This window comes from Klebsiella sp. GW_Kp182, from assembly GCF_040062275.1.
Taxonomy (GTDB): Bacteria; Pseudomonadota; Gammaproteobacteria; order Enterobacterales; family Enterobacteriaceae; genus Klebsiella; species Klebsiella michiganensis.
Genome location: NZ_JBEAFQ010000046.1, coordinates 26,445 through 52,589 on the forward strand (window position 1 = coordinate 26,445; position 26,145 = coordinate 52,589).

The window sequence follows — 26,145 nt, forward strand, 5'->3', positions numbered from 1 at the left end:
AATGCGCGGCGTTTATATATTGATGCGCCTTGCTGAAGGAGAAAAAGATGACGGCAACAGTTCCGGTAATCACCATTGATGGGCCTGGCGGTGCGGGCAAAGGCACCTTATGCAAGGCAATGGCAGAAACGCTGGGCTGGCATCTGCTCGACTCTGGGGCGATTTATCGCGTGCTTGCTCTTGCTGCGCTACATCATCATGTGGATGTTGAATCCGAAGAGGCGCTGGTGCCGCTGGCTGCGCACCTGGATGTTCGTTTTGTCTCCACTAACGGTAGCCTGGAAGTGGTGCTGGAGGGGGAGGACGTTAGCGCTGAGATTCGCACTCAGGATGTTGCCAACACGGCCTCTAAAGTGGCGGCTTTTCCCCGCGTGCGTGAAGCGTTGCTGCGCCGCCAGCGGGCCTTTCGCGAATTGCCAGGCCTGATCGCCGACGGACGCGATATGGGCACCGTCGTATTCCCTGATGCGCAGGTGAAAATTTTCCTTGACGCCTCCGCGGAGGAACGTGCTCATCGCCGCATGCTTCAGTTGCAGGAGAAGGGCTTTAGTGTTAACTTTGATCGCCTTTTATCCGAGATAAAAGAGCGCGACGATCGCGATCGCAATCGTACAGTCGCGCCGCTGATCCCGGCTGCCGATGCTTTAGTTCTTGATTCAACAGAACTAAACATTGAGCAAGTGATTGAAAAAGCGCTACACTATGCGCGCGAAAAACTGGCTTCCGCTTAATCGTCTTATCGATAAAGCACAACAGCCTCCGAATTATAGCAGTACCCCCGCAGCAATGGAGTGTTAGCGGGTATGTTAAACAACCCCATCCGGCATGGAGCCAGGTGGACGTTAAATATGAAACCTGAAGATTAAACATGACTGAATCTTTTGCTCAACTATTTGAAGAATCCTTAAAAACAATCGAAACCCGTCCGGGTTCCATCGTTCGTGGTGTTGTTGTTGCTATCGACAAAGACGTAGTACTGGTTGACGCCGGTCTGAAATCTGAGTCTGCCATTCCGGCAGAGCAGTTCAAAAACGCCCAGGGCGAGCTGGAAATCCAGGTTGGTGACGAAGTTGACGTTGCTCTGGATGCAGTAGAAGACGGCTTCGGTGAAACCCTGCTGTCCCGTGAGAAAGCTAAACGTCACGAAGCTTGGATCACGCTGGAAAAAGCTTACGAAGACGCTGAAACTGTAGTCGGTATTATCAACGGCAAAGTTAAAGGTGGCTTCACTGTTGAGCTGAATGGTATTCGTGCGTTCCTGCCGGGCTCCCTGGTAGACGTTCGTCCGGTGCGCGATACGCTGCACCTGGAAGGCAAAGAGCTTGAATTCAAAGTCATCAAGCTGGACCAGAAACGTAACAACGTTGTTGTTTCTCGTCGTGCCGTTATCGAATCCGAAAACAGCGCAGAGCGCGATCAGCTGCTGGAAAACCTGCAGGAAGGCATGGAAGTTAAAGGTATCGTTAAGAACCTCACTGACTACGGTGCATTCGTTGATCTGGGCGGCGTTGACGGCCTGCTGCACATTACCGATATGGCATGGAAACGCGTTAAGCATCCGAGCGAAATCGTAAACGTTGGCGACGAAATCACTGTTAAAGTGCTGAAGTTCGACCGCGAACGTACTCGTGTATCTCTTGGCCTGAAACAGCTGGGCGAAGATCCGTGGGTAGCTATCGCTAAGCGTTATCCGGAAGGTACCAAACTGACCGGTCGCGTGACCAACCTGACCGACTACGGCTGCTTCGTTGAAATCGAAGAAGGCGTTGAAGGCCTGGTTCACGTTTCCGAAATGGACTGGACCAACAAAAACATCCACCCGTCCAAAGTTGTTAACGTTGGCGATGTAGTGGAAGTTATGGTTCTGGATATCGACGAAGAACGTCGCCGTATCTCCCTGGGCCTGAAGCAGTGCAAAAACAACCCATGGCAGCAGTTCGCGGAAACCCACAACAAGGGCGACCGTGTTGAAGGTAAAATCAAGTCTATCACTGACTTCGGTATCTTCATCGGCCTGGACGGCGGCATCGATGGCCTGGTTCACCTGTCTGACATCTCCTGGAACGTTGCAGGCGAAGAAGCAGTTCGTGAATACAAAAAAGGCGACGAAATCGCAGCAGTTGTTCTGCAGGTTGACGCAGAGCGCGAGCGTATCTCTCTGGGCGTTAAACAGCTCGCAGAAGATCCGTTCAACAACTGGGTTGCACTGAACAAGAAAGGCGCAATCGTAAACGGTAAAGTCACTGCAGTTGACGCTAAAGGCGCAACCGTAGAGCTGGCTGACGGCGTTGAAGGTTACCTGCGCGCTTCTGAAGCTTCCCGTGACCGCGTTGAAGATGCAACTCTGGTTCTGAGCGTTGGCGACGACGTTGAAGCTAAATTCACCGGCGTTGATCGTAAAAACCGCGCAATCAGCCTGTCTGTTCGTGCGAAAGACGAAGCTGACGAGAAAGATGCAATCGCAACTGTTAACAAACAGGAAGATGCAAACTTCTCCAACAACGCAATGGCTGAAGCTTTCAAAGCAGCTAAAGGCGAGTAATCTTAGTCTTTCGGGTTACAACAACCTGAATTACGACGAGTTTACTTGACAGATTGCAGGATTCGTCCTGTAATCAAGCACAAAGGGCGGCTACGGCCGCCCTTGTTTAAGCTGTTAGCTAATTTTGCCTTGAAGGAAACCGGAGGAATAATGACCAAGTCAGAATTGATAGAAAGACTTGCCAGCCAGCAATCTCACATTCCTGCGAAAGCAGTGGAAGATGCTGTTAAAGAAATGCTGGAGCATATGGCCTCAACGCTTGCTCAAGGCGAGCGCATTGAAATCCGCGGTTTCGGCAGCTTCTCTCTGCATTATCGAGCACCCCGCACCGGGCGTAACCCAAAGACTGGCGATAAAGTTGAACTGGAAGGTAAATACGTTCCCCACTTTAAGCCGGGCAAAGAATTACGCGACCGCGCCAATATTTACGAAGAGTAAGTTTCGCCGATCGGTGACAACATACTTAAACGTTAAAAAAGCACCTTCGGGTGCTTTTTTTATGCCTTTAAATCTCTCTTTGAAGTGACCTCACAAAACGCGGGTTCTGTTGCGTTAACGCGGTAGATTTTGCGGATGGCGCGGCGCAGTTCCTTTCCTTGCCTGGCGACACACTCCCCGTTTAGCGTAACACTCCCTCTGACAGGGAGGTGCTAATGCGTTTACCACAACTTGCCGGCTGTGTGATTATCGGTATTCTGCCACTGCTCTGGCTGCCAGTGCTGCCCGGGCGGTGGGTTATCTGGGGGCTCATGGCCCTGGCGCTACTCATTGCGCAATGTCGACGCAGACCTGCGCAATATGCGGCATTGATAACGCTGTTTTTTGTCTGGGGAGCCCTCAGCGCAGGCGAGGTGCTGTGGCCGACGGAGAGGTTAACGGACAGGAATCGCCAGGTTGACGTTGAGCTAACCGCAACGGACGGGCAGACAACGCATCAGGGGAAGATTATCCGTCTGGATGGGCGACGGCTGTTTCCTGCGCCAGGGATTAGCCTCTACGGCAGCTACCTGCCAGAAACGCCCTGCGCAGGTCAGGTTTGGGCAATGACGCTGCGCGCGCGTCCGGTACACGGACAGCTCAACGATGGCGGGTTTGATAGCCAGCGTCATGCATTGTCGCAGCATCGTCCGTTAACCGGACTCTTTATCACCGCTGACGTTCGGGTGCGGACCTGTAGTTTGCGGGCGCGTTATCTTGCTTCGCTGAATCAAACGCTGAACGCGTTGCCGTGGCAATCGGTGATGCTAGGGTTAGGCATGGGGGAGCGTCTGGCGATACCGCGCGAGATAAAGACCCTGATGCAGGAAACCGGGACATCGCACCTGATGGCGATTTCTGGCTTACATATCGCGCTAGGGGCTTCATTGGGCTGGTTGCTGCTCAGAGGTGTGCAGTTTTTTCTCCCGTGCCGCTGGCTTGGCTGGCGGGCGCCGCTGCTCGTTGGCCTGGCGAGCGCGATTTTTTACGCCGGGCTGACCGGCATGCAGCCACCCGCGTTGCGCACCTGCGTCGCGCTGGCCGCCGGCTGCGCGCTGCGGCTATCCGGAAAACGCTGGTCGCCATGGCAGCTATGGGTCTGCTGCATTGGCGCAATACTGTTTGCCGATCCGCTGGCGGTGTTGTCCGAAAGCCTCTGGCTTTCCGCGTTTGCCGTTGCGGCGCTTATCTTCTGGTATCAGCTGGCGCCGCTGCCGGGCGGCAAAAGGAGCGGGCTACTGCGTCAAAGCCTCGCGTTATGTCATCTGCAGATCGGTTTAATGTTTTTACTTGCTCCTCTACAGATCGCACTTTTTCACGGTATCAGCCTGACGTCCGTACTGGCCAACTTGATTGCCGTGCCGCTGGTGACCTTTGTCGTTGTCCCGCTAATTCTGACCGCGATGTTTTTACACCTCTGCGCGCCGTTTATCATTGAGATGGCGGTCTGGCAATCGGCGGACCGTGTTCTGGCCGCGCTATTCTGGTTCTTACGACAGCTACCGCCCGGCTGGCTGGCGCTGGATGCGCGCTGGCTTGGGATAAGCTTGCTGCCGTGGCTGGCGTTAATCGTCTGGCGTTTTCATGCGTGGCGCACGTTGCCCGCGTTTTGTTTAGCATTGCTCGGGCTATTGAGCTGGCCCTTCTGGCGGAGCACGGCTGCTAACGAATGGCGAGTCACCATGCTGGATGTCGGGCAGGGGCTGGCAATGGTGATTGAACGCGAGGGCGCGGCGCTTCTCTATGATACCGGCCTGGCCTGGCCCGAGGGAGACAGCGGTCAGCAGATCATTATTCCCTGGCTACGCTGGCATCATTTGCAGCTTGAAGGCGTCGTTCTCAGCCACGAGCATCTCGATCACCGCGGCGGGCTAAATTCGGTGTTAAAGGCGTGGCCCCGGATATGGGTGCGAAGCCCTTTAGGCTGGGCGGGTCATTTAGCCTGCCAGCGCGGAGAAACCTGGCAGTGGCGGGGTTTAACCTTTCGCGCGCTCTGGCCGCTGCCCGGAGCGACAGCGCAGGGGAATAATCGCTCGTGCGTGGTGCGTATTGATGACGGTAAACACAGTATTCTGCTGACCGGGGATATCGAAACGCCCGCGGAACGGGCGATGATTAGCCGCTACTGGCAGCATCTTACGTCTACACTTATCCAGGTCCCCCACCACGGCAGTAATACCTCGTCGGGAATCGCCCTGCTGCGGAGCGTTGGCGGAGAAGCTGCGCTGGCTTCCGCTTCGCGCTATAACGCATGGCGCATGCCATCAACCAAAGTGATTCAGCGCTACCGAAAACAGAGCTATCAGTGGTTCGACACGCCGCATCAGGGGCAAATTACGGTGGTTTTTTCTCCGGATAGCTGGCAAATCCATGGCTTACGGGATCAAGTTTTACCGCGATGGTATCATCAGTGGTTTGGCGGGAAGGCGTAGAACGGGTAGAATATGCGGCTATTTCAACACAAGCTGGTTTATTGAATGCAGAACGATAAAGATCTCTCCACGTGGCAGACCTTCCGCCGACTCTGGCCGATTATAGCGCCGTTTAAACCCGGGCTAATCGTGGCAGCGGTAGCGTTAGTGCTTAACGCGGCTAGTGATACCTTCATGCTATCGCTTCTTAAACCGTTATTGGATGATGGTTTTGGTAAAACGGATCGCTCGGTGCTGATATGGATGCCGCTGGTGGTGATCGGGTTGATGGTTCTGCGCGGCATTACCAGCTACGTTTCGAGCTACTGTATCTCCTGGGTTTCCGGCAAGGTCGTGATGACGATGCGCCGTCGTTTATTCAGCCACATGATGGGGATGCCGGTTGCCTTCTTTGACAAACAGTCCACAGGGACGCTGCTATCGCGTATTACCTATGATTCCGAGCAGGTCGCGTCTTCTTCCTCCAGCGCGCTGATTACCGTTGTGCGCGAAGGCGCGTCGATTATTGGCCTCTTCGCGATGATGTTTTATTACAGCTGGCAGCTGTCATTGATTCTGATCGTGCTGGCGCCGATCGTGTCTATTGCGATTCGCGTGGTCTCGAAGCGTTTTCGTAATATCAGCAAGAATATGCAGAACACCATGGGCCAGGTGACGACCAGCGCAGAGCAGATGCTGAAAGGGCATAAAGAAGTGCTGATGTTTGGCGGTCAGGCCGTCGAAACCAAACGTTTTGATAAAGTCAGCAATAAAATGCGCCTGCAGGGGATGAAAATGGTCTCTGCGTCGTCAATTTCTGACCCGATTATTCAGCTGATCGCCTCTCTGGCCCTGGCTTTCGTGCTTTATGCTGCCAGCTTCCCGAGCGTAATGGAGACGCTGACGGCGGGTACCATCACCGTTGTCTTCTCTTCAATGATCGCCCTGATGCGCCCGCTGAAATCACTGACTAACGTCAACGCGCAGTTCCAGCGCGGGATGGCCGCTTGCCAGACGCTTTTCGCTATCCTTGACTCCGAGCAGGAGAAAGATGAAGGCACGCGGGTTATCGAACGCGCGAAGGGCAACCTCGAATTTAAAAACGTCACCTTCAGATACCCGGGACGTGAAGTCGCCGCGCTGCGCAATATAGACCTGAATATTCCGGAAGGGAAAACCGTGGCGCTGGTAGGGCGCTCGGGTTCGGGTAAGTCGACCATCGCCAGCCTGATTACGCGGTTCTACGATGTCGATGATGGGCAGATCTTACTTGACGGCCACGATCTGCGTGAATACACCCTGAGCTCCCTGCGCGATCAGGTTGCGCTGGTGTCGCAAAACGTTCATCTCTTTAACGATACCGTAGCGAATAACATCGCCTACGCGCGTACCGAAGAGTACAGCCGCGAGCAGATAGAAGAAGCCGCTCGTATGGCTTATGCCATGGACTTTATCAACAAAATGGACAATGGCCTGGATACGATTATCGGGGAAAACGGCGTTATGCTTTCCGGCGGTCAGCGCCAGCGTATCGCTATCGCTCGCGCCCTGCTGCGTAACAGCCCGATACTGATCCTCGACGAAGCCACGTCGGCGCTGGATACCGAATCGGAACGCGCTATTCAGGCGGCGCTGGACGAACTGCAGAAAAACCGCACCTCGCTGGTGATTGCCCACCGTCTGTCGACGATTGAGCAGGCCGACGAGATCGTGGTGGTGGAAGATGGCCAGATCGTTGAACGCGGCAGCCATACCGACCTGCTTGAGCACAAGGGCGTTTACGCCCAGCTGCATAAGATGCAGTTCGGCGCATGATTGCACGCATCTGGTCCGGTGAGTCGCCCTTATGGCGGCTGCTGCTTCCGCTCTCCTGGCTCTATGGCCTGGTGAGCGGGTTGATACGGCTGAGCTATAAACTCGGTTGGCAAAAAGCCTGGCGAGCGCCGGTGCCGGTGGTGGTGGTGGGTAATCTGACCGCGGGCGGTAATGGTAAAACGCCGGTTGTCGTCTGGCTGGTGGAACAGCTCCAGCAGCGCGGTATTCGCGTTGGCGTCGTTTCACGCGGCTACGGCGGTAAAGCGGTGAGCTATCCGCTGCTGCTGAATACGGCTACCCCCACAGCGGAAGCGGGCGATGAGCCGGTGCTGATTTACCAGCGTACCGGCGCGCCGGTTGCCGTCTCGCCGGTACGCAGCGATGCGGTACAGGCCCTGCTCGCCGCCCACGATCTTCAGCTTATCGTCACAGATGATGGCCTGCAGCACTATAAGCTGGCGCGCGACAAAGAAATTGTGGTGATTGACGGCGTGCGCCGTTTTGGCAACGGCTGGTGGCTGCCTGCCGGCCCCATGCGCGAGCGCGCTTCGCGTTTACGCAGCGTGGATGCGGTTATCGTTAACGGCGGTCTCGCCCGTCCGGGAGAGATCCCGATGCAGCTTCGCCCCGGGCAGGCGGTAAATCTGCTGACCGGCGAACGCCGGGATGCGGCGGCGTTGGACAACGTGGTGGCGATGGCCGGAATCGGCCACCCGCCGCGCTTCTTCGCCACCCTTGAAAGCTGCGGCGTCAGTCCGGTAAAAACCGTCGCCTTAGCCGATCATCAGGCATTGGCGCAGAGCGCAGTCGCCGCGCTGGCGACGCCGCAGCAAACCCTGCTGATGACCGAAAAAGATGCGGTGAAGTGCCGCGAATTTGCTCAGGCAAACTGGTGGTATCTTCCGGTCGACGCGATAATGACTGACCAACGCGCGCAGCGGTTGCTCACGGACTTAGTTACCCTGGCGCAACGCTAATCGTCGTATCACCGCTTGCGCCGGAACCCTTAACGGAGAAGCTGCATGCCGGTATTGTCCCTCTCGCTTAAAGAAGCCCGCCATCTTCACCTTGCCGCTCAGGGGCTGCTAAAAAAGCCCCGTCGCCGCGCAAAGCCCGGGGATATTCTGCAGACCATTAAGCAGATGTCCCTGCTGCAAATCGATACCATCAACGTTGTTGCGCGCAGTCCTTATCTGGTGCTGTTCAGCCGCCTCGGCCACTATCCGCAGCGCTGGCTGGACGAGGCGCTCCGCGCCGGCGAGCTGATGGAGTACTGGGCGCACGAAGCCTGCTTTTTACCGCGCAGCGACTTTTCACTGGTGCGTCACCGCATGCTGACGCCGGATAAAATGGGCTGGAAATATCACAAAGCGTGGATGACCGAACACGCCGAGGGCATTCAGGCGCTGTTGGCGCATATAGCCGAAAATGGCCCGGTTCGCTCGGCCGACTTCGAGCATCCGCGCAAAGGCGCCAGCGGATGGTGGGAGTGGAAACCGCATAAGCGCCATCTTGAAGGCTTATTCACCGCCGGTGAAGTGATGGTTATCGAGCGGCGTAATTTTCAGCGCGTTTACGATCTGACGCAGCGGGTCATGCCGGACTGGGACGATGAGCGCGACGGGCTCTCTCAGGAGCAGGCTGAAGCCATGATGTTACGTAATAGTGCTCGCAGCCTGGGGGTTTTTCGCGCGCAGTGGTTGGCGGATTATTATCGTCTGCGTCAGCCCCCGCTGCCGCTACTGCTGGCGAGCTGGCAGGAGGAGGGGCTGGTGGTGCCGGTTAACGTTGAAGCGCTGGGCGAAATGTGGCTCCACCGTGATGCTCTGGCGCTGCTGGAATCTTCTCCCGGCGGTAGGCTCGCCGCCAGCCGCAGCGCGGTGCTTTCGCCTTTCGATCCGGTAGTCTGGGATCGCAAACGAGCGGAACAGCTGTTTAACTTTACCTATCGCCTGGAGTGCTACACGCCCGCGCCGAAACGGCAGTATGGCTATTTCGTATTACCGCTGCTGCACCAGGGGAGACTGGTTGGCAGAATGGATAGCAAAATGCACCGCAAAACCGGCGTTCTGGAAATTATCGCCCTGTGGCTGGAGGAGGGCGTCAAGGTGACGTCGGGTCTGGAGAGCGGGCTAAAACGCGCCATTGATGATTTTGCCCTCTGGCAGGAAGCCACGCGGGTGAGCTGCGGGAAGCTGCCGGCGGAACTTTTTGCCGGGCGGCAACAGGGTTGGGAAATTGACGCTGCCTGAGCCCACGTGTGATATGCTGCTGAAGAATCTATTCGGTCCATCTGGAGGAATCATGGATCACCGTTTACTTGAAATTATCGCCTGTCCGGTTTGTAACGGTAAGCTGTATTACAGCCAGGATAAGCAAGAACTGATCTGCAAACTTGATCGCCTGGCTTTTCCGCTGCGTGAAGGCATTCCCGTACTGCTGGAAACCGAAGCCCGCCCGCTTCCTGTAGAAGAGAGCCAGTCATGAGTTTCGTGGTTATTATCCCCGCGCGCTTTGCTTCTACCCGCCTGCCAGGGAAACCGCTCCAGGATATCAACGGCAAGCCGATGATTGTCCATGTTCTGGAACGCGCTCGCGAATCCGGGGCCGAGCGGATTATCGTTGCTACCGACCATCCAGACGTGGCCCGCGCGGTGGAAGCCGCCGGCGGTGAAGTCTGCATGACCCGTGAAGATCATCAGTCTGGTACCGAACGCCTGGCCGAGGTGGTTGAAAAATGCGCCTTCAGCGATGACACCATCATTGTGAATATTCAGGGCGATGAGCCGATGATCCCGCCCGCGATCGTGCGCCAGGTAGCCGAGAATCTGGCTGCCAGCACCAGTGGTATGGCAACCTTAGCGGTGCCAATCCACGATGCGGAAGAGGCGTTTAATCCAAATGCGGTGAAGGTCGTCATGGATGCTGAGGGCTACGCGCTCTATTTTTCCCGCGCCACCATTCCGTGGGATCGCGATCGTTTCGCTAAATCCCGCGAGGCTATCGGTGATTCGCTGCTGCGTCATATCGGTATTTATGGCTATCGCGCCGGTTTTATTCGTCGCTATGTGAGCTGGGCGCCGAGCCCGCTGGAGCAAATAGAGATGCTCGAGCAGCTGCGCGTGCTGTGGTATGGCGAGAAAATCCATGTCGCGGTGGCGGAAGTGGTTCCCGGTACAGGTGTCGATACGCCGGAAGATCTGGAGCGCGTTCGCGCGGAGCTGCGTTAATCCCCCAATCCCCTCCGCCAGGAGGGGATATCCCCAGGCCGTTATTCCATACTTTTTTACGTCAATTTTGATCTCACCCGATGACAACCCCGGCCCAGGCGCTCATTATGAAACCGGTAGTATTCATAGGGGTAATCAGAAATGGAACAGTTGCGTACCGAGCTGAGCCACCTGCTGGGTGAAAAACTAAGCCGCGTGGAGTGCGTCAGCGAGAAACCGTCGTCGGCGCTGTGGTCGCTATATGATGCGCAGGGAAACCCAATGCCGCTGCTGGCGCGCAGCTTTACGACGCCCGGGGTGGCGCGTCAGCTGGCGTGGAAGATATCAACCCTGGCGCGAAGCGGCACCGTCCGTATGCCGGTTGTCTACGGCGTGATGACGCACGACGAGCATCCGGGTCCCGATGTACTGCTGATTGAACGACTGCGCGGCGTCTCGGTTGAAGCCCCCGCCCGCACGCCGGAGCGCTGGGAGCAGCTGCAGGAGCAGATCGTGGAAGCGCTGCTGGCCTGGCATCGTCAGGATAGCGGCGGCTGCGTCGGGATGGTCGATAGCACTCAGGAAAATCTCTGGCCGTACTGGTACCGCCAGCGCGTGGAGGTGCTATGGAGTACGCTGAATCTTTATCAGGATACCGGCCTGACGATGCAGGACAAACGCATCCTGTTCCGCACGCGCGAATGCCTTATGGATTTGTTTAAAGGTTTCAATGATAACTGCGTGCTGGTACACGGTAGCTTCACGCTGCGCAGCATGCTTAAAGATCCGCGCAGCGATCAGCTGCTGGCGATGGTGGGGCCGGGCATGATGCTCTGGGCGCCGCGGGAATACGAGCTTTTCCGTCTGGCCGAGAGCGGTCAGGAAGAGGAGCTGCTGTGGCACTATCTGCGCCGGGCGCCGGTGGCGGAAGCGTTTCTCTGGCGGCGCTGGCTGTATCTGCTGTGGGACGAAGTGGATAATCTGGTGAATACCGGACGCTTTGACCGCGTCCGGTTTGACCTGGCGGCAAAATCAATCCTGCCCTGGCTCGCCTGAAGAACCTTTTAGCCACTGCCAGATGCGGCCTAACGTTTCGTAACCCACCCGATCGCTATGCATGAGCCAGACGGGCGAAGGAATAGCCCGCTCCCACGGGTTAAGCGGTGACTCAATCGCCAGCTGGTTGGCCGGCGCGGGCAGGGGAGTTAGCCCGGCGCGGCGAAAGAAAAGCATCGCCCGCGGCAGATGAGAGGCGGAGGTGACCAGCAGGAACGGCGCATCGCCTATCGCCATCTTCACCGCAGCGGCTTCCTCTTCGGTATCTTTTGGTTTATCCAGGACAAGGATTTCGCTGCGCGGTATGCCCAGGCTCTCTGCCACTCTGGCCCCGGCTTCTGCCGTACTGACCGGATTTGTTTTTGCCGCTGCGCCGGTAAAGATGAGTTTCGAGCCCGGATTTTCATACCACAGGCGGATCCCCTCCGTCAGCCGCGGCAGGCTATTATTGATGAGATTGGAACTGGGCGCCCAGTCCGGGTTCCAGGTGTAGCCTCCGCCAAGCACGACCACGTACTGCACGCGCTTTTCACCTCGCCACGTCGGGTACTTATCTTCAATTGGCTTGAGCAGGCTATCGGCGACCGGTTGCAGGCTCAACAGCAGCAACAGCAGCCAGCCGAGGCTGACGCAGAGCTTGCCGGTACGCTGGAAACGGCTAAACCACAGCAGGGCTATGCCGAACGCAATGAGCAGCAGCAGCAGGGGAAGCGGCAGCATCATACCGCCTAAAACCTTTTTCAGCGTAAAAAGCATGCCGTACGGTTCCTTTTTTAACCATATAACCAAAGATATGCCCGGATCTTACAACAGATCGCTTCATTCTCCGCGCGGGTATGACAAAATAGCGGCTTTGTGTTGGCGTGTGGAGTCACCCGTGCAGGATCGTAATTTCGATGATATTGCTGAAAAGTTTTCGCGCAATATATACGGCACCACCAAAGGCCAGCTGCGGCAGGCGATCCTCTGGCAGGATTTGCAACCGCTGCTGGACCGGCTGGGGCCTGGGCCATTGCGAGTTCTTGACGCGGGCGGCGGCGAAGGGCAGACGGCGATCAAAGTGGCGGAAATGGGGCATCACGTCACGTTATGCGATCTCTCTGGTGAAATGGTGGCTCGTGCCCGGCAGGCGGCTGCCGATAAAGGTGTGATCGACAACATGCATTTTGTACAATGCGCGGCTCAGGATATTGAGCAGCATTTGGAAAGTCCGGTCGATCTGATACTGTTTCATGCGGTGCTGGAGTGGATAGCCGAACCACAGGCGATGTTGCGTACCCTGTGGTCGATGCTGCGCCCCGGCGGCGCGTTGTCGCTGATGTTCTACAATGCTAACGGTCTGTTGATGCACAATATGGTCGCCGGAAATCTCGACTATGTGCAAATCGGCATGCCGAAAAAGAAAAAACGCACGCTGTCGCCGGGCTATCCGCGCGATCCGCAGCAGGTTTACGGCTGGCTGGAAGAGATTGGCTGGCAGATTACCGGCAAGACCGGCGTGCGGGTGTTTCATGATTATCTGCGTGAAAAACACCAACAGCACGATAAATTTGCGGCGCTGCTGGAGCTGGAAACGCGCTACTGTCGCCAGGAGCCGTATATTAGCTTAGGCCGTTATATTCACGTCACCGCGCTTAAGCCGCAGATGCAAGGATAAACTATGAGTGAATTTTCCCAGACAGTCCCCGAACTGGTTGCCTGGGCCAGGAAAAATGATTTTTCTATTTCGCTGCCGGTCGACAGACTCTCTTTTCTGCTGGCGATTGCCACGCTGAACGGCGAGCGGATGGAAGGGGAAATGACCGAGGGAGAACTGGTGGATGCGTTCCGCCACGTGAGTGATGCGTTTGAGCAGACCAGCGAAACCATCAGCCAGCGCGCCAATAATGCCATTAACGATATGGTGCGCCAGCGTCTGCTGAACCGCTTTACCAGCGAAATCACCGAGGGTAACGCTATTTATCGCCTGACGCCGCTGGGCATTGGGATCACCGACTACTATATTCGCCAGCGCGAGTTCTCCACCCTGCGACTGTCGATGCAGCTCTCCATCGTTGCCAGCGAACTCAAGCGCGCCGCCGACTCGGCAGAAGAGGGCGGCGATGAGTTCCACTGGCATCGTAACGTTTTCGCTCCGCTGAAGTACTCGGTAGCGGAAATCTTTGACAGCATTGACCTGACTCAGCGAATCATGGATGAGCAGCAGCAGCTGGTGAAAGATGATATTGCCCAGCTGCTGAACAAAGACTGGCGGGCGGCGATCTCCAGCTGCGAGCTGCTGCTGTCGGAAACGTCCGGCACCCTGCGGGAACTGCAGGATACCCTGGACGCGGCGGGCGATAAGCTGCAGGCAAACCTGCTGCGTATCCAGGATTCGACCATGGCGCGCGACGATCTGAATTTTATCGATCGTCTGGTGTTCGATCTGCAAAGCAAGCTGGACCGTATCGTCAGCTGGGGGCAGCAGGCGATTGACCTGTGGATCGGCTACGATCGCCACGTGCATAAATTTATCCGTACCGCCATTGATATGGATAAAAACCGCGTCTTCGCACAGCGTCTGCGTCAGTCGGTGCAAACCTACTTCGACGCCCCCTGGGCGCTCACCCATGCGAATGCCGATCGTCTGCTTGATATGCGCGATGAAGAGATGGCGCTGCATGATGAAGAGGTCACCGGGGAACTTCCAACGGATCTGGAGTACGAAGAGTTTAACGAAATTCGCGAACAGCTGGCGGCGCTGATTGAAGGACAGCTGGTGGTCTATAAAGAGAAGGGACTGCCGCTGGATCTTGGCCTGGTGGTACGCGAATATCTGTCGCAGTATCCGCGCGCGCGCCACTTTGACGTCGCGCGTATTGTGGTCGACCAGGCGGTACGTTTGGGCGTAGCGCAAGCAGATTTCACCGGACTGCCGGCAAAATGGCAGCCGATTAATGATTACGGAGCCAAGGTACAGGCGCATGTCATCGACAAATATTGAACAAGTGATGCCGGTTAAACTGGCGCAAGCGTTGGCTAATCCGTTATTTCCGGCGCTGGATAGCGCCCTGCGCGCGGGCCGTCATATCGGCCTTGACGAGCTGGATAATCACGCATTTTTAATGGATTTTCAGGATTACCTGGAAGAGTTTTATGCTCGCTACAACGTCGAGCTGATTCGCGCGCCGGAGGGTTTTTTCTATCTGCGCCCGCGGTCGACCACGCTGATCCCGCGCTCGGTGCTCTCCGAGCTGGATATGATGGTGGGTAAAATTCTCTGCTATCTCTACCTCAGCCCGGAGCGTCTGGCCAACGAGGGCATCTTCACTCAGCAGGAGCTTTACGACGAACTGCTGACCCTCGCAGACGAAGCCAAGCTGCTCAAGCTGGTCAATAACCGTTCTACCGGGTCCGACCTTGACCGCCAGAAGCTGCAGGAAAAAATGCGCGCTTCGCTCAACCGCCTGCGCCGCCTCGGCATGGTGTGGTTTATGGGCCATGACAGCAGCAAATTCCGCATCACCGAATCGGTGTTTCGCTTCGGCGCCGACGTGCGCGCCGGTGACGATCCGCGCGAAGCCCAGCTGCGTATGATCCGCGACGGTGAAGCGATGGCGCTGGAAAATCGCCTGCAGCTTAATGATGAGAATGAAGAGAATCAGCCGGATAGCGGGGAGGAAGAGTAATGATTGAACGCGGTAAGTTTCGCTCGCTGACGCTGGTTAACTGGAACGGTTTTTTTGCCCGTACCTTTGATCTTGATGAATTAGTGACCACGCTTTCCGGCGGTAACGGTGCCGGTAAATCCACGACCATGGCCGCCTTCGTCACCGCACTGATCCCGGACCTGACGCTGCTGCACTTTCGTAACACCACGGAAGCGGGGGCGACCAGCGGCTCGCGCGATAAAGGCCTGCACGGTAAGCTGCGCGCTGGCGTCTGCTACTCCGTGCTGGACGTGATCAACTCCCGCCACCAGCGCGTGGTGGTCGGCGTTCGTCTACAGCAGGTCGCCGGTCGCGATCGTAAAGTCGATATCAAGCCTTTTGCGATCCAGGGCCTGCCAACCTCCATCCAGCCAACTCAGCTGCTGACCGAAACCCTTAAAGAACGCCAGGCGCGCGTGGTGACGCTCAACGAGCTGAAAGATAAGCTCGAAGCGATGGAAGGGGTGCAGTTCAAGCAGTTTAACTCTATTACCGAGTATCACTCGCTGATGTTCGACCTGGGCGTGGTGGCTCGCCGCCTGCGTTCGGCTTCGGACCGTAGCAAATACTATCGCCTGATCGAAGCCTCGCTGTACGGCGGTATTTCGAGCACCATTACCCGCTCGCTGCGCGACTACCTGTTGCCGGAAAACGGCGGCGTGCGTAAGGCGTTCCAGGATATGGAAGCGGCGCTGCGTGAAAACCGCATGACGCTGGAAGCTATCCGCGTGACGCAGTCGGACCGCGACCTGTTCAAGCATCTGATCAGCGAAGCCACCAACTACGTTGCCGCCGACTATATGCGTCACGCTAACGAGCGACGCATTCATCTCGACAAGGCGCTGGAGTATCGTCGCGATCTGTTCACCTCCCGCGCTCAGCTCGCGGCGGAACAGTATAAGCACGTCGATATGGCCCGCGAGCTGCAGGAACATAACGGCGCGGAAGGCGATCTGGAAGCCGATTATCAGGCCGCCAGCGACCATCTGAACCTGGTGCAGACCGCTCTGCGCCAGCAGGAAAAAATCGAGCGCTATGAAGCGGATCTTGATGAACTGCAGATTCGCCTCGAAGAGCAAAATGAAGTTGTCGCGGAAGCGGTTGACCAGCAGGAAGAGAACGAAGCCCGCGCCGAAGCCGCCGAGCTGGAAGTGGATGAGCTGAAAAACCAGCTTGCCGACTACCAGCAGGCGCTGGACGTGCAGCAGACTCGCGCGATTCAGTACACCCAGGCGCTGCAGGCGCTGGAGCGGGCAAAAGCCCTCTGCCATCTGCCGGATTTAACGCCGGAGAGCGCCGACGAGTGGCTGGAAACTTTCCAGGCGAAAGAGCAGGAAGCGACGGAGAAAATGCTGTCGCTGGAACAGAAGATGAGCGTGGCGCAAACCGCGCACAGCCAGTTTGAACAGGCTTACCAGCTGGTGGTGGAGATCAACGGCCCGCTGGCGCGTAATGAAGCCTGGAACGTGGCGCGCGACCTGCTGCGCGAAGGCGTTAATCAACGTCATCAGGCCGAACAGGCGCACGGGCTGCGCAGTCGTCTGACGGAGCTTGAACAGCGTCTGCGTGAACAGCAGGATGCCGAACGCCAGCTCAATGAGTTCTGTAAGCGCCAGGGCAAACGCTACGATATCGACGAGCTGGAAGCCCTGCACCAGGAGCTGGAAGCCCGCATCGCATCCCTTTCCGACAGCGTTTCCACCGCCAGCGAACGGCGGATGACCCTGCGTCAGGAGCTGGAACAGCTGCAGTCGCGGACGCAAACGCTGATGCGCCGCGCGCCCATCTGGCTGGCGGCGCAGAACAGCCTCAATCAGCTGTGCGAGCAGAGCGGCGAGCAGTTTGAGTCAAGCCAGGACGTCACCGAATATCTCCAGCAGCTGCTGGAGCGTGAACGCGAAGCTATCGTGGAGCGCGATGAAGTCGGGGCCCGCAAGCGCGCTATCGACGATGAAATTGAGCGTCTTAGCCAGCCGGGCGGTTCAGAAGATCAGCGCCTGAACGCGCTGGCGGAACGTTTTGGCGGCGTACTGCTGTCGGAAATCTACGATGACGTGAGTCTCGATGATGCCCCGTATTACTCCGCGCTCTACGGTCCTTCCCGCCACGCCATTGTGGTACCGGATCTGTCGCTGATTGCCGATCAGCTGGAAGGTCTCGAAGATTGTCCCGAAGATCTCTACCTGATCGAGGGCGATCCGCAGTCCTTTGATGACAGCGTATTCAGCGTCGATGAGCTGGAAAAGGCGGTGGTCGTTAAGATTGCCGATCGTCAGTGGCGCTATTCACGCTTCCCGACGCTGCCGCTGTTTGGCCGCGCCGCGCGTGAAAGCCGCGTTGAAACGCTGCACGCCGAGCGCGAAAGCCTGTCCGAGCGCTTTGCGACCCTGTCGTTTGATGTGCAGAAAACCCAGCGCCTCCATCAGGCGTTCAGCCGCTTTATCGGTAACCATCTTGCGGTGGCCTTTGAGGACGACCCGGAAGAAGAAATCCGTAAACTGAATACGCGTCGCGGCGAACTGGAGCGGGCGCTGACCGCCCATGAGAGCGATAACCAGCAGAACCGGGTACAGTATGAGCAGGCAAAAGAGGGCGTATCCGCACTCAACCGCCTGCTGCCGCGTCTGAATTTGCTGGCCGATGACTCGCTGGCCGATCGCGTGGATGAGATCCAGGAACGCCTTGACGAAGCGCAGCAAGCCGCGCGCTTCGTCCAGCAGCATGGGAATCAGCTGGCAAAACTGGAGCCGATCGTTTCCGTGCTTCAAAGCGACCCGGAGCAGTTTGAACAGCTGAAAGAAGATTACGCCTATTCGCAGCAGACTCAGCGCGACGCGCGTCAGCAGGCATTTGCGCTGACCGAAGTGGTGCAGCGTCGCGCCCACTTTAGCTACTCCGATTCTGCAGAGATGCTGAGCGGTAATAGCGATCTGAACGAGAAGCTGCGCCAGCGTCTGGAGCAGGCTGAGGCGGAGCGCGCCCGTACCCGCGAAGCGCTGCGTACCCACGCCGCGCAGCTCAACCAGTACAACCAGGTGCTGGCATCGCTGAAAAGCTCCTACGACACCAAGAAAGAGCTGCTCAACGACCTGCATAAAGAGCTTCAGGACATTGGCGTGCGCGCCGACTCCGGCGCCGAAGAGCGTGCTCGTCTGCGCCGCGATGAGCTTCATGCTCAGCTCAGCAACAACCGCGCGCGGCGGAACCAGCTCGAAAAAGCATTGACCTTCTGCGAAGCGGAAATGGATAACCTGACCCGCAGGCTGCGCAAGCTGGAGCGCGATTACTGCGAAATGCGCGAACAGGTGGTCAGCGCTAAAGCCGGCTGGTGTGCGGTCATGCGCCTGGTGAAAGACAACGGCGTGGAGCGTCGCCTGCATCGTCGCGAGTTGGCCTACCTTTCGGCAGATGAACTGCGCTCGATGTCGGATAAGGCGCTCGGCGCGCTGCGTCTGGCGGTCTCGGATAACGAACACCTGCGCGATGTACTGCGTATTTCTGAAGATCCGAAACGCCCGGAGCGTAAAATCCAGTTCTTTGTCGCCGTTTATCAGCATCTGCGCGAGCGTATTCGCCAGGATATCATCCGCACCGACGATCCGGTGGAAGCGATTGAGCAGATGGAGATCGAACTCAGCCGTCTGACGGAAGAGCTGACCAACCGCGAGCAGAAGCTGGCCATCAGCTCCCGCAGCGTGGCCAATATTATCCGCAAGACTATCCAGCGCGAGCAAAACCGTATTCGTATGCTCAACCAGGGGCTGCAGAGCGTCTCCTTCGGCCAGGTCAACAGCGTGCGTCTGAACGTCAACGTGCGGGAAACCCACTCGATGCTGCTGGACGTGCTGTCAGAACAGCATGAACAGCATCAGGACCTGTTTAACAGCAATCGTCTGACCTTCTCGGAAGCGCTGGCGAAGCTGTATCAGCGCCTCAATCCGCAGATTGATATGGGGCAGCGTGCGCCGCAGACCATCGGTGAAGAGCTGCTGGACTACCGCAACTATCTGGAGATGGAAGTGGAAGTTAACCGTGGTTCTGACGGCTGGCTGCGCGCGGAATCCGGTGCGCTATCGACCGGTGAGGCTATCGGTACCGGGATGTCGATTCTGGTGATGGTGGTACAGAGCTGGGAAGATGAGTCCATGCGCCTGCGCGGTAAGGACATTTCGCCGTGTCGTCTGCTGTTCCTTGATGAAGCGGCGCGTCTGGATGCTCGCTCTATCGCGACGCTGTTCGAGCTCTGCGATCGTCTGGAGATGCAGCTGATTATCGCGGCGCCGGAAAATATCAGCCCGGAAAAAGGTACCACCTATAAGCTGGTGCGTAAGGTCGTGAATAATCACGAGCACGTGCACGTCGTCGGGCTGCGTGGCTTCGCACCGCAGCTGCCCGAAACGCTGCCGGGAACGGCAAATGCTTCATAGGATGGTACAATAACCAGCCAAAGGGCGACGCGATGTCGCCCTTTTTGTTATCCGTTCCTGTATTTTAGGATTGTATAATCTTTTAACTTCTTTACATTTGGGAAGGCAAAAGCGTTTTCGTCTTCATATACTGAAAGTAAGCCCCATTTTAGCGGGCAGCAATGTGTTAACAGGGGGCAAGGGATGTTGCTAAAGAAACGGTATGGTCGTCAATTGTCTGCGCTCAGCCTGAGCCTGGCGTTTGCATTTGCTCCACTGTTCAATGTCCAGGCTGAAGAGCCTGAAGTGGTACCATCGGATAGCTCTGCCACCATCAGCGAGCTCTCTTCCGCGCTAAGCCAAAGCGCAAACCAATCCGCGGCGGTCGCCCAAATGGCCGGCGAGCAGGCGCTTTCTGCCGATGCGGCAGCGAAGAGCCGCGCCGGGATTCAGGCGGTACTGCCGTCCGGTTATCAACCCGTGTTTATGAATCCGCTGGTATCGCTGTATGCGTCCAGGGATATGAAACCGATGTGGGATAACCGCGAGGCGGTGCAGGCGTTTCAACAGCAGCTGGCTGAGGTTGCTATCGCCGGTTTTCAGCCGCAGTTCACCACCTGGGTTGAGCTGTTGACCGACCCGGCAGTGAACGGTCTGGCGCGGGATGTCGTTCTGTCTGACGCCATGATGGGCTATCTGCATTTTATTAGCGGTATTCCGACTCAGGGCAACCGCTGGCTGTATGGCACGAAACCGTATGCCATGTCGACGCCGCCTCTGTCGGTGATTAACCAGTGGCAGGTGGCGCTGGATAACGGTTCGCTGCCGCAGTTTATTGCGGGTCTGGCTCCGCAGCATCCGCAGTATGCCGCAATGCATCAGGCGCTATTAGCTCAGGTTGCCGATTCCCGTCCCTGGCCGCAGCTCACCGGTAAGACGTCGCTGCGCCCGGGGGAATGGAGCAACGATGCCGGCGCGCTGCGCGAAATTTTACAGCGCACCGGTATGCTGGATGACGCGGCAAAAATTTCGTTGCCCGGCGATGAGGTGGTGAGTCCGTCCGCCGGGAAAAAGGCCAAGAGCAGCGGCCGTGGCGTTTACGATCGCCAGTTAGTGGAGGGCGTTAAGCGCTTCCAGGCGTGGCAGGGACTGGGCGCAGACGGCGTGATTGGTCAGGCGACCCGCGACTGGCTCAACGTTTCTCCTGCGCAGCGCGCCGGCGTGCTGGCATTGAATATCCAGCGTTTGCGCCTGCTGCCGGGTAATCTGGCGACCGGAATTATGGTGAATATTCCCGCCTTTTCGCTGGTCTATTACCAGGACGGTAGCCAGGTGCTGGCATCGCGGGTTATCGTTGGCCGTCCGGACCGCAAAACCCCTATGATGAGCAGTGCGCTGAACAACGTTGTGGTCAACCCGCCGTGGAACGTTCCGCCGACGCTGGCGCGCAACGATATTCTGCCGAAGGTGCGCAATAACCCAGGCTATCTTGAGCAGCACGGCTATACGATGATGCGCGGCTGGAATAGCAAAGAGACTATCGACCCGTATCAGGTGGACTGGGAAACGATAACCGCATCGAATCTGCCGTTCCGCTTCCAGCAGGCTCCCGGCGCGCGCAATTCGCTGGGGCGCTATAAATTCAATATGCCAAGTTCAGATGCGATATATTTGCACGATACGCCCAATCACAATCTGTTCCAGCGTGATGGACGCGCGCTGAGTTCCGGGTGCGTGCGCGTGAATAAAGCCTCAGAACTGGCCAATATGCTGCTTCAGGATGCTGGCTGGAATGATGCGCGTATTTCAGATGCGCTTAAACAGGGGAATACCCGCTACGTTAATATTCGCCAGAATATCCCGGTTAATCTCTATTATTTGACCGCGTTCGTCGGCGCTGATGGACGTACACAATATCGAACAGATATTTACAATTACGATCTCACCGCGCGATCCAGCGCACAAATTCTACCTAAAGCTGAACAATTAATCAGATAAATGAAGTAGTTCAACGGATTTGGTTGTCCTACCTCTGTGTGAAAACGGGCCTTGCACGCTGCAAGGCCCGAGTTTACTGGGGTTAGGCTACCTTGACGTTGGCAATAATGCCCGGTAAGGTGCCTTTCGTGCGCCAGAAGTGCATATACATATAATCCTGCAAAGGCGCTGTGGCAGTAAGCAGCCCGTTCTCCATAGCTGATATTTATTAGCCGTAGGGGAGCGAGCGCGTGCTGGCGGCTAACGGGCGCATTGCGGGAAAAGTATATTACGATTCATTTACCTGTAGACCTGATTATCATGGACAAATTTGACGCTAATCGCCGCAAACTGCTGGCGTTAGGTGGAGCCGCGCTCGGTGCTGCTGCCATTCTGCCTGCGCCGGCATTTGCCACCCTCTCGACCCCCCGACCGCGTATTTTGACGCTGAACAACCTGCATACCGGTGAATCACTCAAGGCGGAGTTTTTCGATGGCAGAGGCTATATTCAGGATGAATTAGCAAGACTTAATCATTTTTTCCGTGATTATCGCGCGAATAAGATTAAGTCCATCGATCCCGGTTTGTTCGATCAACTCTATCGTTTGCAGGGATTACTTGGTACCAACAAGCCTGTCCAGCTTATTTCCGGTTATCGTTCTGTTGATACCAATAATGAGCTTCGCGCGCGTAGCCGGGGTGTGGCAAAACACAGCTACCACACTAAAGGCCAGGCCATGGATTTTCATATTGAAGGCATTTCGTTAAGCAATGTTCGCAAAGCCGCGTTATCTATGCGCACAGGTGGTGTAGGATACTACCCACGTAGCAACTTTGTGCATATTGATACCGGGCCAGTACGGCACTGGTAACGAAAGGAGCCTCATGAACTATCGTATTATTCCGGTTACCGCGTTCGCGCAGAACTGTTCTTTAATCTGGTGTGAACAAACCAAACTGGCGGCGCTGGTCGATCCCGGCGGTGATGCTGAGCGAATCAAACAGGAAGTCGCGGCGGCAGGCGTTAGCCTGATGCAGATTCTGCTCACGCACGGTCATCTCGATCACGTTGGTGCGGCGGCGGAGCTGGCACAACATTATGGCGTGCCGATTATTGGGCCGGAAAAAGAAGATGAGTTCTGGCTGGAAGGACTACCGGCGCAGAGCCGGATGTTCGGTCTGGAAGATTGCCAGCCGCTGCAGCCGGATCGCTGGCTGAACGAAGGCGATACGGTCAGCGTGGGGAATATTTCCCTACAGGTGCTGCACTGCCCAGGCCATACGCCGGGGCACGTGGTCTTCTTCGATCCTGCTTCCCGACTGTTGATTTCTGGCGATGTGATTTTTAAAGGCGGAGTAGGGCGTAGCGACTTCCCTCGCGGCGACCATAGCCAACTGATCGATGCGATTAAGCGCAAGCTGTTGCCGCTGGGCGATGACGTGTCGTTTATTCCGGGTCATGGACCGATGTCGACCCTTGGCTATGAGCGTCTGCACAACCCATTCCTGCAGGATGAAATGCCGGTCTGGTGACCGAAGCCAGCATATAAAAAAGGCCGCACATGCGGCCTTTTGTTTGCCCTGCGCTGAGGTTACAGTACGGCAACAATCGCTTCGCACAGCGGCGCCATGTTGTCGGGCGTCATACCGGCGACGTTTATACGTCCGGACGCCACCGCGTAAATTCCGAACTCTTCACGCAGACGCAGTACCTGCTCTTTGGTCAGGCCGCTGAACGAGAACATCCCGTTTTGCTGAATGATGAAAGAGAAATCGCGGCTGGCGCCTTTTTCCTGCAGGGTATTAACGAACAGCAGACGCATACGCTGGATGCGTTGACGCATGTCGGTCAACTCTTGCTCCCAGATGGCGCGCAGCGCGTCATTGCTGAGAATGGTCGCCACTACCGAGGCGCCGTGAGCGGGCGGATTTGAGTAGTTCGCGCGGATAACCGACTTCATCTGGCTGAAAGCGCGGTCTACCGCTTCCTGGTCAGCGGCGACCAGCGTACAGGCGCCCACGCGCTCGTTGTACAGGCCGAAGTTTTTCGAGTAGGAGCTGGCAACCAGCAGCTCTTTATGCAGAGCGGCGAAAGCGCGCAGGCCTTCAGCATCTTCTTCCAGGCCGCGGGCAAAGCCCTGGTAGGCAAAGTCAAACAGCGGCAGCCAGCCTTTCTCTACGGAGAGCTGCGCCAGCTGTTGCCACTGCTCCAGCGTCGGATCGATACCGGTTGGGTTATGGCAGCAGCCGTGGAACAGAACCACGTCGCCGGCCTGCGCTTCGTTCAGGCTGGCCAGCAGCCCGTCGAAGTCGAGTTTGTGATTAGCGGCATCGTAGTAGGTGTATTCGCGCACTTCCAGCCCGGCTGAATTGAACACGCTTTTATGGTTCGGCCAACTGGGGTTGCTCACCCAAATACGTTTAACGTCGGTGTTCTTCGCCAGAAAATCGGCGGCGACGCGCAGGCCACCTGTACCGCCGGGCGTTTGCGCGGTGCGGGCGCGTTTATCATTGATAATTGCGCTTCCTTTCCCGAACAGAAGCTCCTGGGTGCAGCGGCCAAATTCCGGAATACCATCGATACCCAGATAATTTTTAGTGGTTTCATTTTCCAGCAGATACTGCTCTGCTTTTTTCACGCTAGTCAGGACCGGTGTTTTACCCGTTTCATCTTTATAAACACCAATTCCAAGATTAATTTTTGTTGGGCGGTCATCGGCACGAAACAGATCGGCCAGGCCCAGAATTGGGTCGGCAGGGGCGGCGGTAATGTTCTCAAACATGACGAGGTTCCATTGTGATTACTGAAGGGAAATCCGCTATCAGGTTAACGGGAGTTATGTTAATTGCCAACCGTTTGCGACAAAAAGCGAGAAGGTTTTTGAAAGTTACGATCTTCCTCTCAGGAAAGCAGAAAAGCAGGACCGAAGTCCTGCTTTTTAGGCATATCACGAAGGGGTGTACTGCAGATTAGAACTGGTAAACGATACCCACTGCGGCCTGATCGTCGGTCGCAACGCCAGCGGCTTTGGTGTAATCGTTGTCGTTCAGCTGGTTGAATTTATACGCAGCGTAGACGTTCATGTTTTTGTTGAAGTAGTACCAGGTACCCACTTCGACGTATTTAACCAGGTCAGCATCGCCGCCGGAGAAGCCAGCGCGAGAGCGCAGGTCTTTACCTTTAGTCTGTACGTAGCCGATGGACGGACGCAGGCCGAAGTCGAACTGATACTGAACAACGGCTTCGAAGTTCTGAGTTTTGTTAGCGAAGTAGTTGCCTTCGTTTTCCGGCGTCATGTTGTAAGTCTGAGAGTACATGACCGCAGCATAGACGTTGTTCGCGTCATACTTAGCGGAGGTTGCCCATGCTTCAGCTTTTTCGCCCTGACGGTCAGCTTTCTGATCGCCGCTACGGTTGGAGTTCGCATAGCCTGCAGACAGCGCAATGCCGTTGTCAAACGCGTAGGTTGCCGCGGTGCTGAAGCCGTCGCCGTTTTGTTTCTTAACATCACGGCTAGAAGCGTCGTTTTTACCCTGGTACTGCAGCGCGAAGCTCAGGCCGTCAACCAGACCGAAGAAGTCAGAGTTACGGTAGGTGGCTACGCCGTTGGTACGCGCGGTCATGAAGTTGTCGGTGTAGCTCCAGCCGTCGCCGCCCCATTCAACCAGCATATCGGTTGCCGCTTCAACGTCGTAGATGGCGCCGTAGTTACGACCGTAGTCGAATGAACCGTATTCACCGGCTTTTAAGCCTGCGAAAGCCAGACGAGTTTTGGTGGTCTGTTTACCTTCAACATTGGACGCATCCATGTTGTATTCCCACTGACCGTAGCCAACCAGCTGATCGTTGATCTGGGTTTCGCCTTTCAGGCCGATACGGGCGTAGGTGGTATCATCGCTGCTGGTGTCGCCGTTGGTGGTCCAGACGTGCTCGCCAACCATTTTTCCGTAGAAGTCCAGTTTGTTGCCGTTTTTGTTATAGATTTCTGCAGCGTTAGCTGCACCGGCTACCAGCAGGGCAGGAATTACCGCTGCCAGAATTTTGCGCTTCATCATTATTTATTACCCTCATTTATATTTTTTTATGAACACTTGCCACTGCCGTCAATAAGTTTCGTCAATAAAAATTTACAGAACTATTGATGATAGTTTGGTGTCTGGAGGCATCTTTCCATTCAGAACAACGTTTCGCTAGCCTGAAAATGCTACCAATATCGCATATGAGTAACAAAAGGAAATTCTATGTAACTAAATATGTATTTTTGGGAACTTTGTGAACTCAATCAACATTCCGCACCTGTTCGCCGATTAAATCACCTTTCTTTATATATCTATATGAATTAATTATGATTAATTTAGATAAGAGAGGGTTTGTGCATTTTACGTCAGCATTTTGCTTTATTTTTATTCAAATCTTGTCGTTGCAAGTTGTGCTGTGACTGGTTAAAAAACGAGCAATATAATCAGCATGTTTGCCAATTTATGAACATAAGGTGCGGTTTTAATTAGCGGTCGCTAATGAAATAGTGCGTAACATAATTGTGAATCAGGATGGTTGATGT

The 26,145-nt window shown here is 56.1% G+C and carries 19 protein-coding genes and 1 pseudogene; 17 read left to right on the plus strand and 3 right to left on the minus strand.

Going from position 1 to position 26,145, the window contains the following annotated elements:
* The first annotated feature begins 47 nt into the window (after window positions 1-47).
* From cmk to ABLU88_RS20050, 10 genes are all read left to right on the plus strand, one after another.
* Complete coding sequence (gene cmk / locus ABLU88_RS20005; protein WP_004849475.1) at window positions 48-731, plus strand: (d)CMP kinase; 684 nt, start codon at window positions 48-50, stop codon at window positions 729-731.
* A 137-nt stretch (window positions 732-868) separates the two neighbouring features.
* The gene (gene rpsA, locus ABLU88_RS20010; RefSeq protein ID WP_004100702.1) at window positions 869-2,542 is read left to right on the plus strand and encodes a 30S ribosomal protein S1; all 1,674 of its coding nucleotides are present in this window, start codon (window positions 869-871) and stop codon (window positions 2,540-2,542) included.
* Between the two features lie 150 nt (window positions 2,543-2,692).
* Entirely contained in the window at window positions 2,693-2,980 is a 288-nt protein-coding gene (gene ihfB / locus ABLU88_RS20015) for an integration host factor subunit beta (protein WP_004100704.1), read from the plus strand.
* A gap of 215 nt (window positions 2,981-3,195) precedes the next feature.
* Window positions 3,196-5,451, plus strand: a complete 2,256-nt coding sequence (locus tag ABLU88_RS20020; RefSeq protein WP_109240765.1) for a ComEC family protein — start codon at window positions 3,196-3,198, stop codon at window positions 5,449-5,451.
* 45 nt (window positions 5,452-5,496) lie between these two features.
* Window positions 5,497-7,245, plus strand: coding sequence for a lipid A ABC transporter ATP-binding protein/permease MsbA (msbA, locus tag ABLU88_RS20025; protein ID WP_004849478.1), 1,749 nt, complete (start codon window positions 5,497-5,499; stop codon window positions 7,243-7,245).
* A complete protein-coding gene (gene lpxK / locus ABLU88_RS20030; RefSeq protein WP_025107505.1) occupies window positions 7,242-8,222 on the plus strand; it encodes a tetraacyldisaccharide 4'-kinase in 981 nt (326 codons plus the stop codon). Before msbA ends, lpxK begins: the two co-directional genes overlap by 4 nt.
* Before the next feature lie 45 nt (window positions 8,223-8,267).
* The gene (locus ABLU88_RS20035; protein WP_064375369.1) at window positions 8,268-9,497 is read left to right on the plus strand and encodes a winged helix-turn-helix domain-containing protein; all 1,230 of its coding nucleotides are present in this window, start codon (window positions 8,268-8,270) and stop codon (window positions 9,495-9,497) included.
* 52 nt (window positions 9,498-9,549) lie between these two features.
* Window positions 9,550-9,732 (plus strand): protein YcaR, encoded by a 183-nt coding sequence (gene ycaR / locus ABLU88_RS20040; protein ID WP_004130952.1) that lies wholly within the window; start codon window positions 9,550-9,552, stop codon window positions 9,730-9,732.
* The gene (gene kdsB / locus ABLU88_RS20045) at window positions 9,729-10,475 is read left to right on the plus strand and encodes a 3-deoxy-manno-octulosonate cytidylyltransferase (RefSeq protein ID WP_032748911.1); all 747 of its coding nucleotides are present in this window, start codon (window positions 9,729-9,731) and stop codon (window positions 10,473-10,475) included. Before ycaR ends, kdsB begins: the two co-directional genes overlap by 4 nt.
* Window positions 10,476-10,616: 141 nt before the next feature.
* Complete coding sequence (locus tag ABLU88_RS20050) at window positions 10,617-11,510, plus strand: YcbJ family phosphotransferase (protein WP_014228646.1); 894 nt, start codon at window positions 10,617-10,619, stop codon at window positions 11,508-11,510.
* On the opposite strand, the gene elyC is transcribed toward ABLU88_RS20050, so the two are convergent.
* The gene (elyC, locus tag ABLU88_RS20055) at window positions 11,487-12,266 is read right to left on the minus strand and encodes an envelope biogenesis factor ElyC (RefSeq protein WP_048261063.1); all 780 of its coding nucleotides are present in this window, start codon (window positions 12,264-12,266) and stop codon (window positions 11,487-11,489) included. The two genes, ABLU88_RS20050 and elyC, sit on opposite strands and share 24 nt — an antisense overlap.
* Window positions 12,267-12,387: 121 nt before the next feature.
* Between elyC and cmoM the strand changes: the two are divergent.
* The 7 genes and pseudogenes from cmoM (at window position 12,388) to ABLU88_RS20090 (ending at window position 23,116) form a co-directional block, all read left to right on the plus strand.
* Window positions 12,388-13,174 (plus strand): annotated as a pseudogene (gene cmoM, locus ABLU88_RS20060) (tRNA uridine 5-oxyacetic acid(34) methyltransferase CmoM).
* Entirely contained in the window at window positions 13,171-14,493 is a 1,323-nt protein-coding gene (mukF, locus tag ABLU88_RS20065) for a chromosome partition protein MukF (protein ID WP_014228648.1), read from the plus strand. Before cmoM ends, mukF begins: the two are co-directional and overlap by 4 nt.
* Entirely contained in the window at window positions 14,474-15,178 is a 705-nt protein-coding gene (mukE, locus tag ABLU88_RS20070; protein WP_004100725.1) for a chromosome partition protein MukE, read from the plus strand. Before mukF ends, mukE begins: the two co-directional genes overlap by 20 nt.
* On the plus strand, window positions 15,178-19,626 hold the full coding sequence (gene mukB / locus ABLU88_RS20075; protein ID WP_348837725.1) for a chromosome partition protein MukB: 4,449 nt from the start codon (window positions 15,178-15,180) through the stop codon (window positions 19,624-19,626). Before mukE ends, mukB begins: the two co-directional genes overlap by 1 nt.
* Window positions 19,627-19,809: 183 nt before the next feature.
* Window positions 19,810-21,603, plus strand: a complete 1,794-nt coding sequence (gene ldtD / locus ABLU88_RS20080) for a L,D-transpeptidase (RefSeq protein WP_046878173.1) — start codon at window positions 19,810-19,812, stop codon at window positions 21,601-21,603.
* A 300-nt stretch (window positions 21,604-21,903) separates the two neighbouring features.
* Window positions 21,904-22,455: a YcbK family protein gene (locus ABLU88_RS20085; RefSeq protein WP_004130967.1), complete on the plus strand. Its 552-nt coding sequence runs from the start codon at window positions 21,904-21,906 to the stop codon at window positions 22,453-22,455.
* Window positions 22,456-22,468: 13 nt separating this feature from the next.
* Window positions 22,469-23,116, plus strand: a complete 648-nt coding sequence (locus tag ABLU88_RS20090) for an MBL fold metallo-hydrolase (RefSeq protein ID WP_014837967.1) — start codon at window positions 22,469-22,471, stop codon at window positions 23,114-23,116.
* A gap of 59 nt (window positions 23,117-23,175) precedes the next feature.
* Here ABLU88_RS20090 and ABLU88_RS20095 read toward each other — a convergent pair whose 3' ends face one another.
* Both ABLU88_RS20095 and ABLU88_RS20100 read right to left on the minus strand, forming a co-directional pair.
* A complete protein-coding gene (locus ABLU88_RS20095; protein ID WP_009653304.1) occupies window positions 23,176-24,366 on the minus strand; it encodes an amino acid aminotransferase in 1,191 nt (396 codons plus the stop codon).
* 187 nt (window positions 24,367-24,553) lie between these two features.
* The gene (locus ABLU88_RS20100) at window positions 24,554-25,639 is read right to left on the minus strand and encodes a porin (protein ID WP_014228653.1); all 1,086 of its coding nucleotides are present in this window, start codon (window positions 25,637-25,639) and stop codon (window positions 24,554-24,556) included.
* Between the last annotated feature and the right edge of the window lie 506 nt (window positions 25,640-26,145).

Coding starts and splice junctions, on each gene's coding strand:
- cmk (WP_004849475.1), top strand. CDS start 48: ATGACGGCAACAGTTCCGGTAATCACCATTGATGGGCCTGGCGGTGCG.
- rpsA (WP_004100702.1), top strand. CDS start 869: ATGACTGAATCTTTTGCTCAACTATTTGAAGAATCCTTAAAAACAATC.
- ihfB (WP_004100704.1), top strand. CDS start 2,693: ATGACCAAGTCAGAATTGATAGAAAGACTTGCCAGCCAGCAATCTCAC.
- ABLU88_RS20020 (WP_109240765.1), top strand. CDS start 3,196: ATGCGTTTACCACAACTTGCCGGCTGTGTGATTATCGGTATTCTGCCA.
- msbA (WP_004849478.1), top strand. CDS start 5,497: ATGCAGAACGATAAAGATCTCTCCACGTGGCAGACCTTCCGCCGACTC.
- lpxK (WP_025107505.1), top strand. CDS start 7,242: ATGATTGCACGCATCTGGTCCGGTGAGTCGCCCTTATGGCGGCTGCTG.
- ABLU88_RS20035 (WP_064375369.1), top strand. CDS start 8,268: ATGCCGGTATTGTCCCTCTCGCTTAAAGAAGCCCGCCATCTTCACCTT.
- ycaR (WP_004130952.1), top strand. CDS start 9,550: ATGGATCACCGTTTACTTGAAATTATCGCCTGTCCGGTTTGTAACGGT.
- kdsB (WP_032748911.1), top strand. CDS start 9,729: ATGAGTTTCGTGGTTATTATCCCCGCGCGCTTTGCTTCTACCCGCCTG.
- ABLU88_RS20050 (WP_014228646.1), top strand. CDS start 10,617: ATGGAACAGTTGCGTACCGAGCTGAGCCACCTGCTGGGTGAAAAACTA.
- elyC (WP_048261063.1), bottom strand. CDS start 12,266: ATGCTTTTTACGCTGAAAAAGGTTTTAGGCGGTATGATGCTGCCGCTT.
- mukF (WP_014228648.1), top strand. CDS start 13,171: ATGAGTGAATTTTCCCAGACAGTCCCCGAACTGGTTGCCTGGGCCAGG.
- mukE (WP_004100725.1), top strand. CDS start 14,474: ATGTCATCGACAAATATTGAACAAGTGATGCCGGTTAAACTGGCGCAA.
- mukB (WP_348837725.1), top strand. CDS start 15,178: ATGATTGAACGCGGTAAGTTTCGCTCGCTGACGCTGGTTAACTGGAAC.
- ldtD (WP_046878173.1), top strand. CDS start 19,810: ATGTTGCTAAAGAAACGGTATGGTCGTCAATTGTCTGCGCTCAGCCTG.
- ABLU88_RS20085 (WP_004130967.1), top strand. CDS start 21,904: ATGGACAAATTTGACGCTAATCGCCGCAAACTGCTGGCGTTAGGTGGA.
- ABLU88_RS20090 (WP_014837967.1), top strand. CDS start 22,469: ATGAACTATCGTATTATTCCGGTTACCGCGTTCGCGCAGAACTGTTCT.
- ABLU88_RS20095 (WP_009653304.1), bottom strand. CDS start 24,366: ATGTTTGAGAACATTACCGCCGCCCCTGCCGACCCAATTCTGGGCCTG.
- ABLU88_RS20100 (WP_014228653.1), bottom strand. CDS start 25,639: ATGATGAAGCGCAAAATTCTGGCAGCGGTAATTCCTGCCCTGCTGGTA.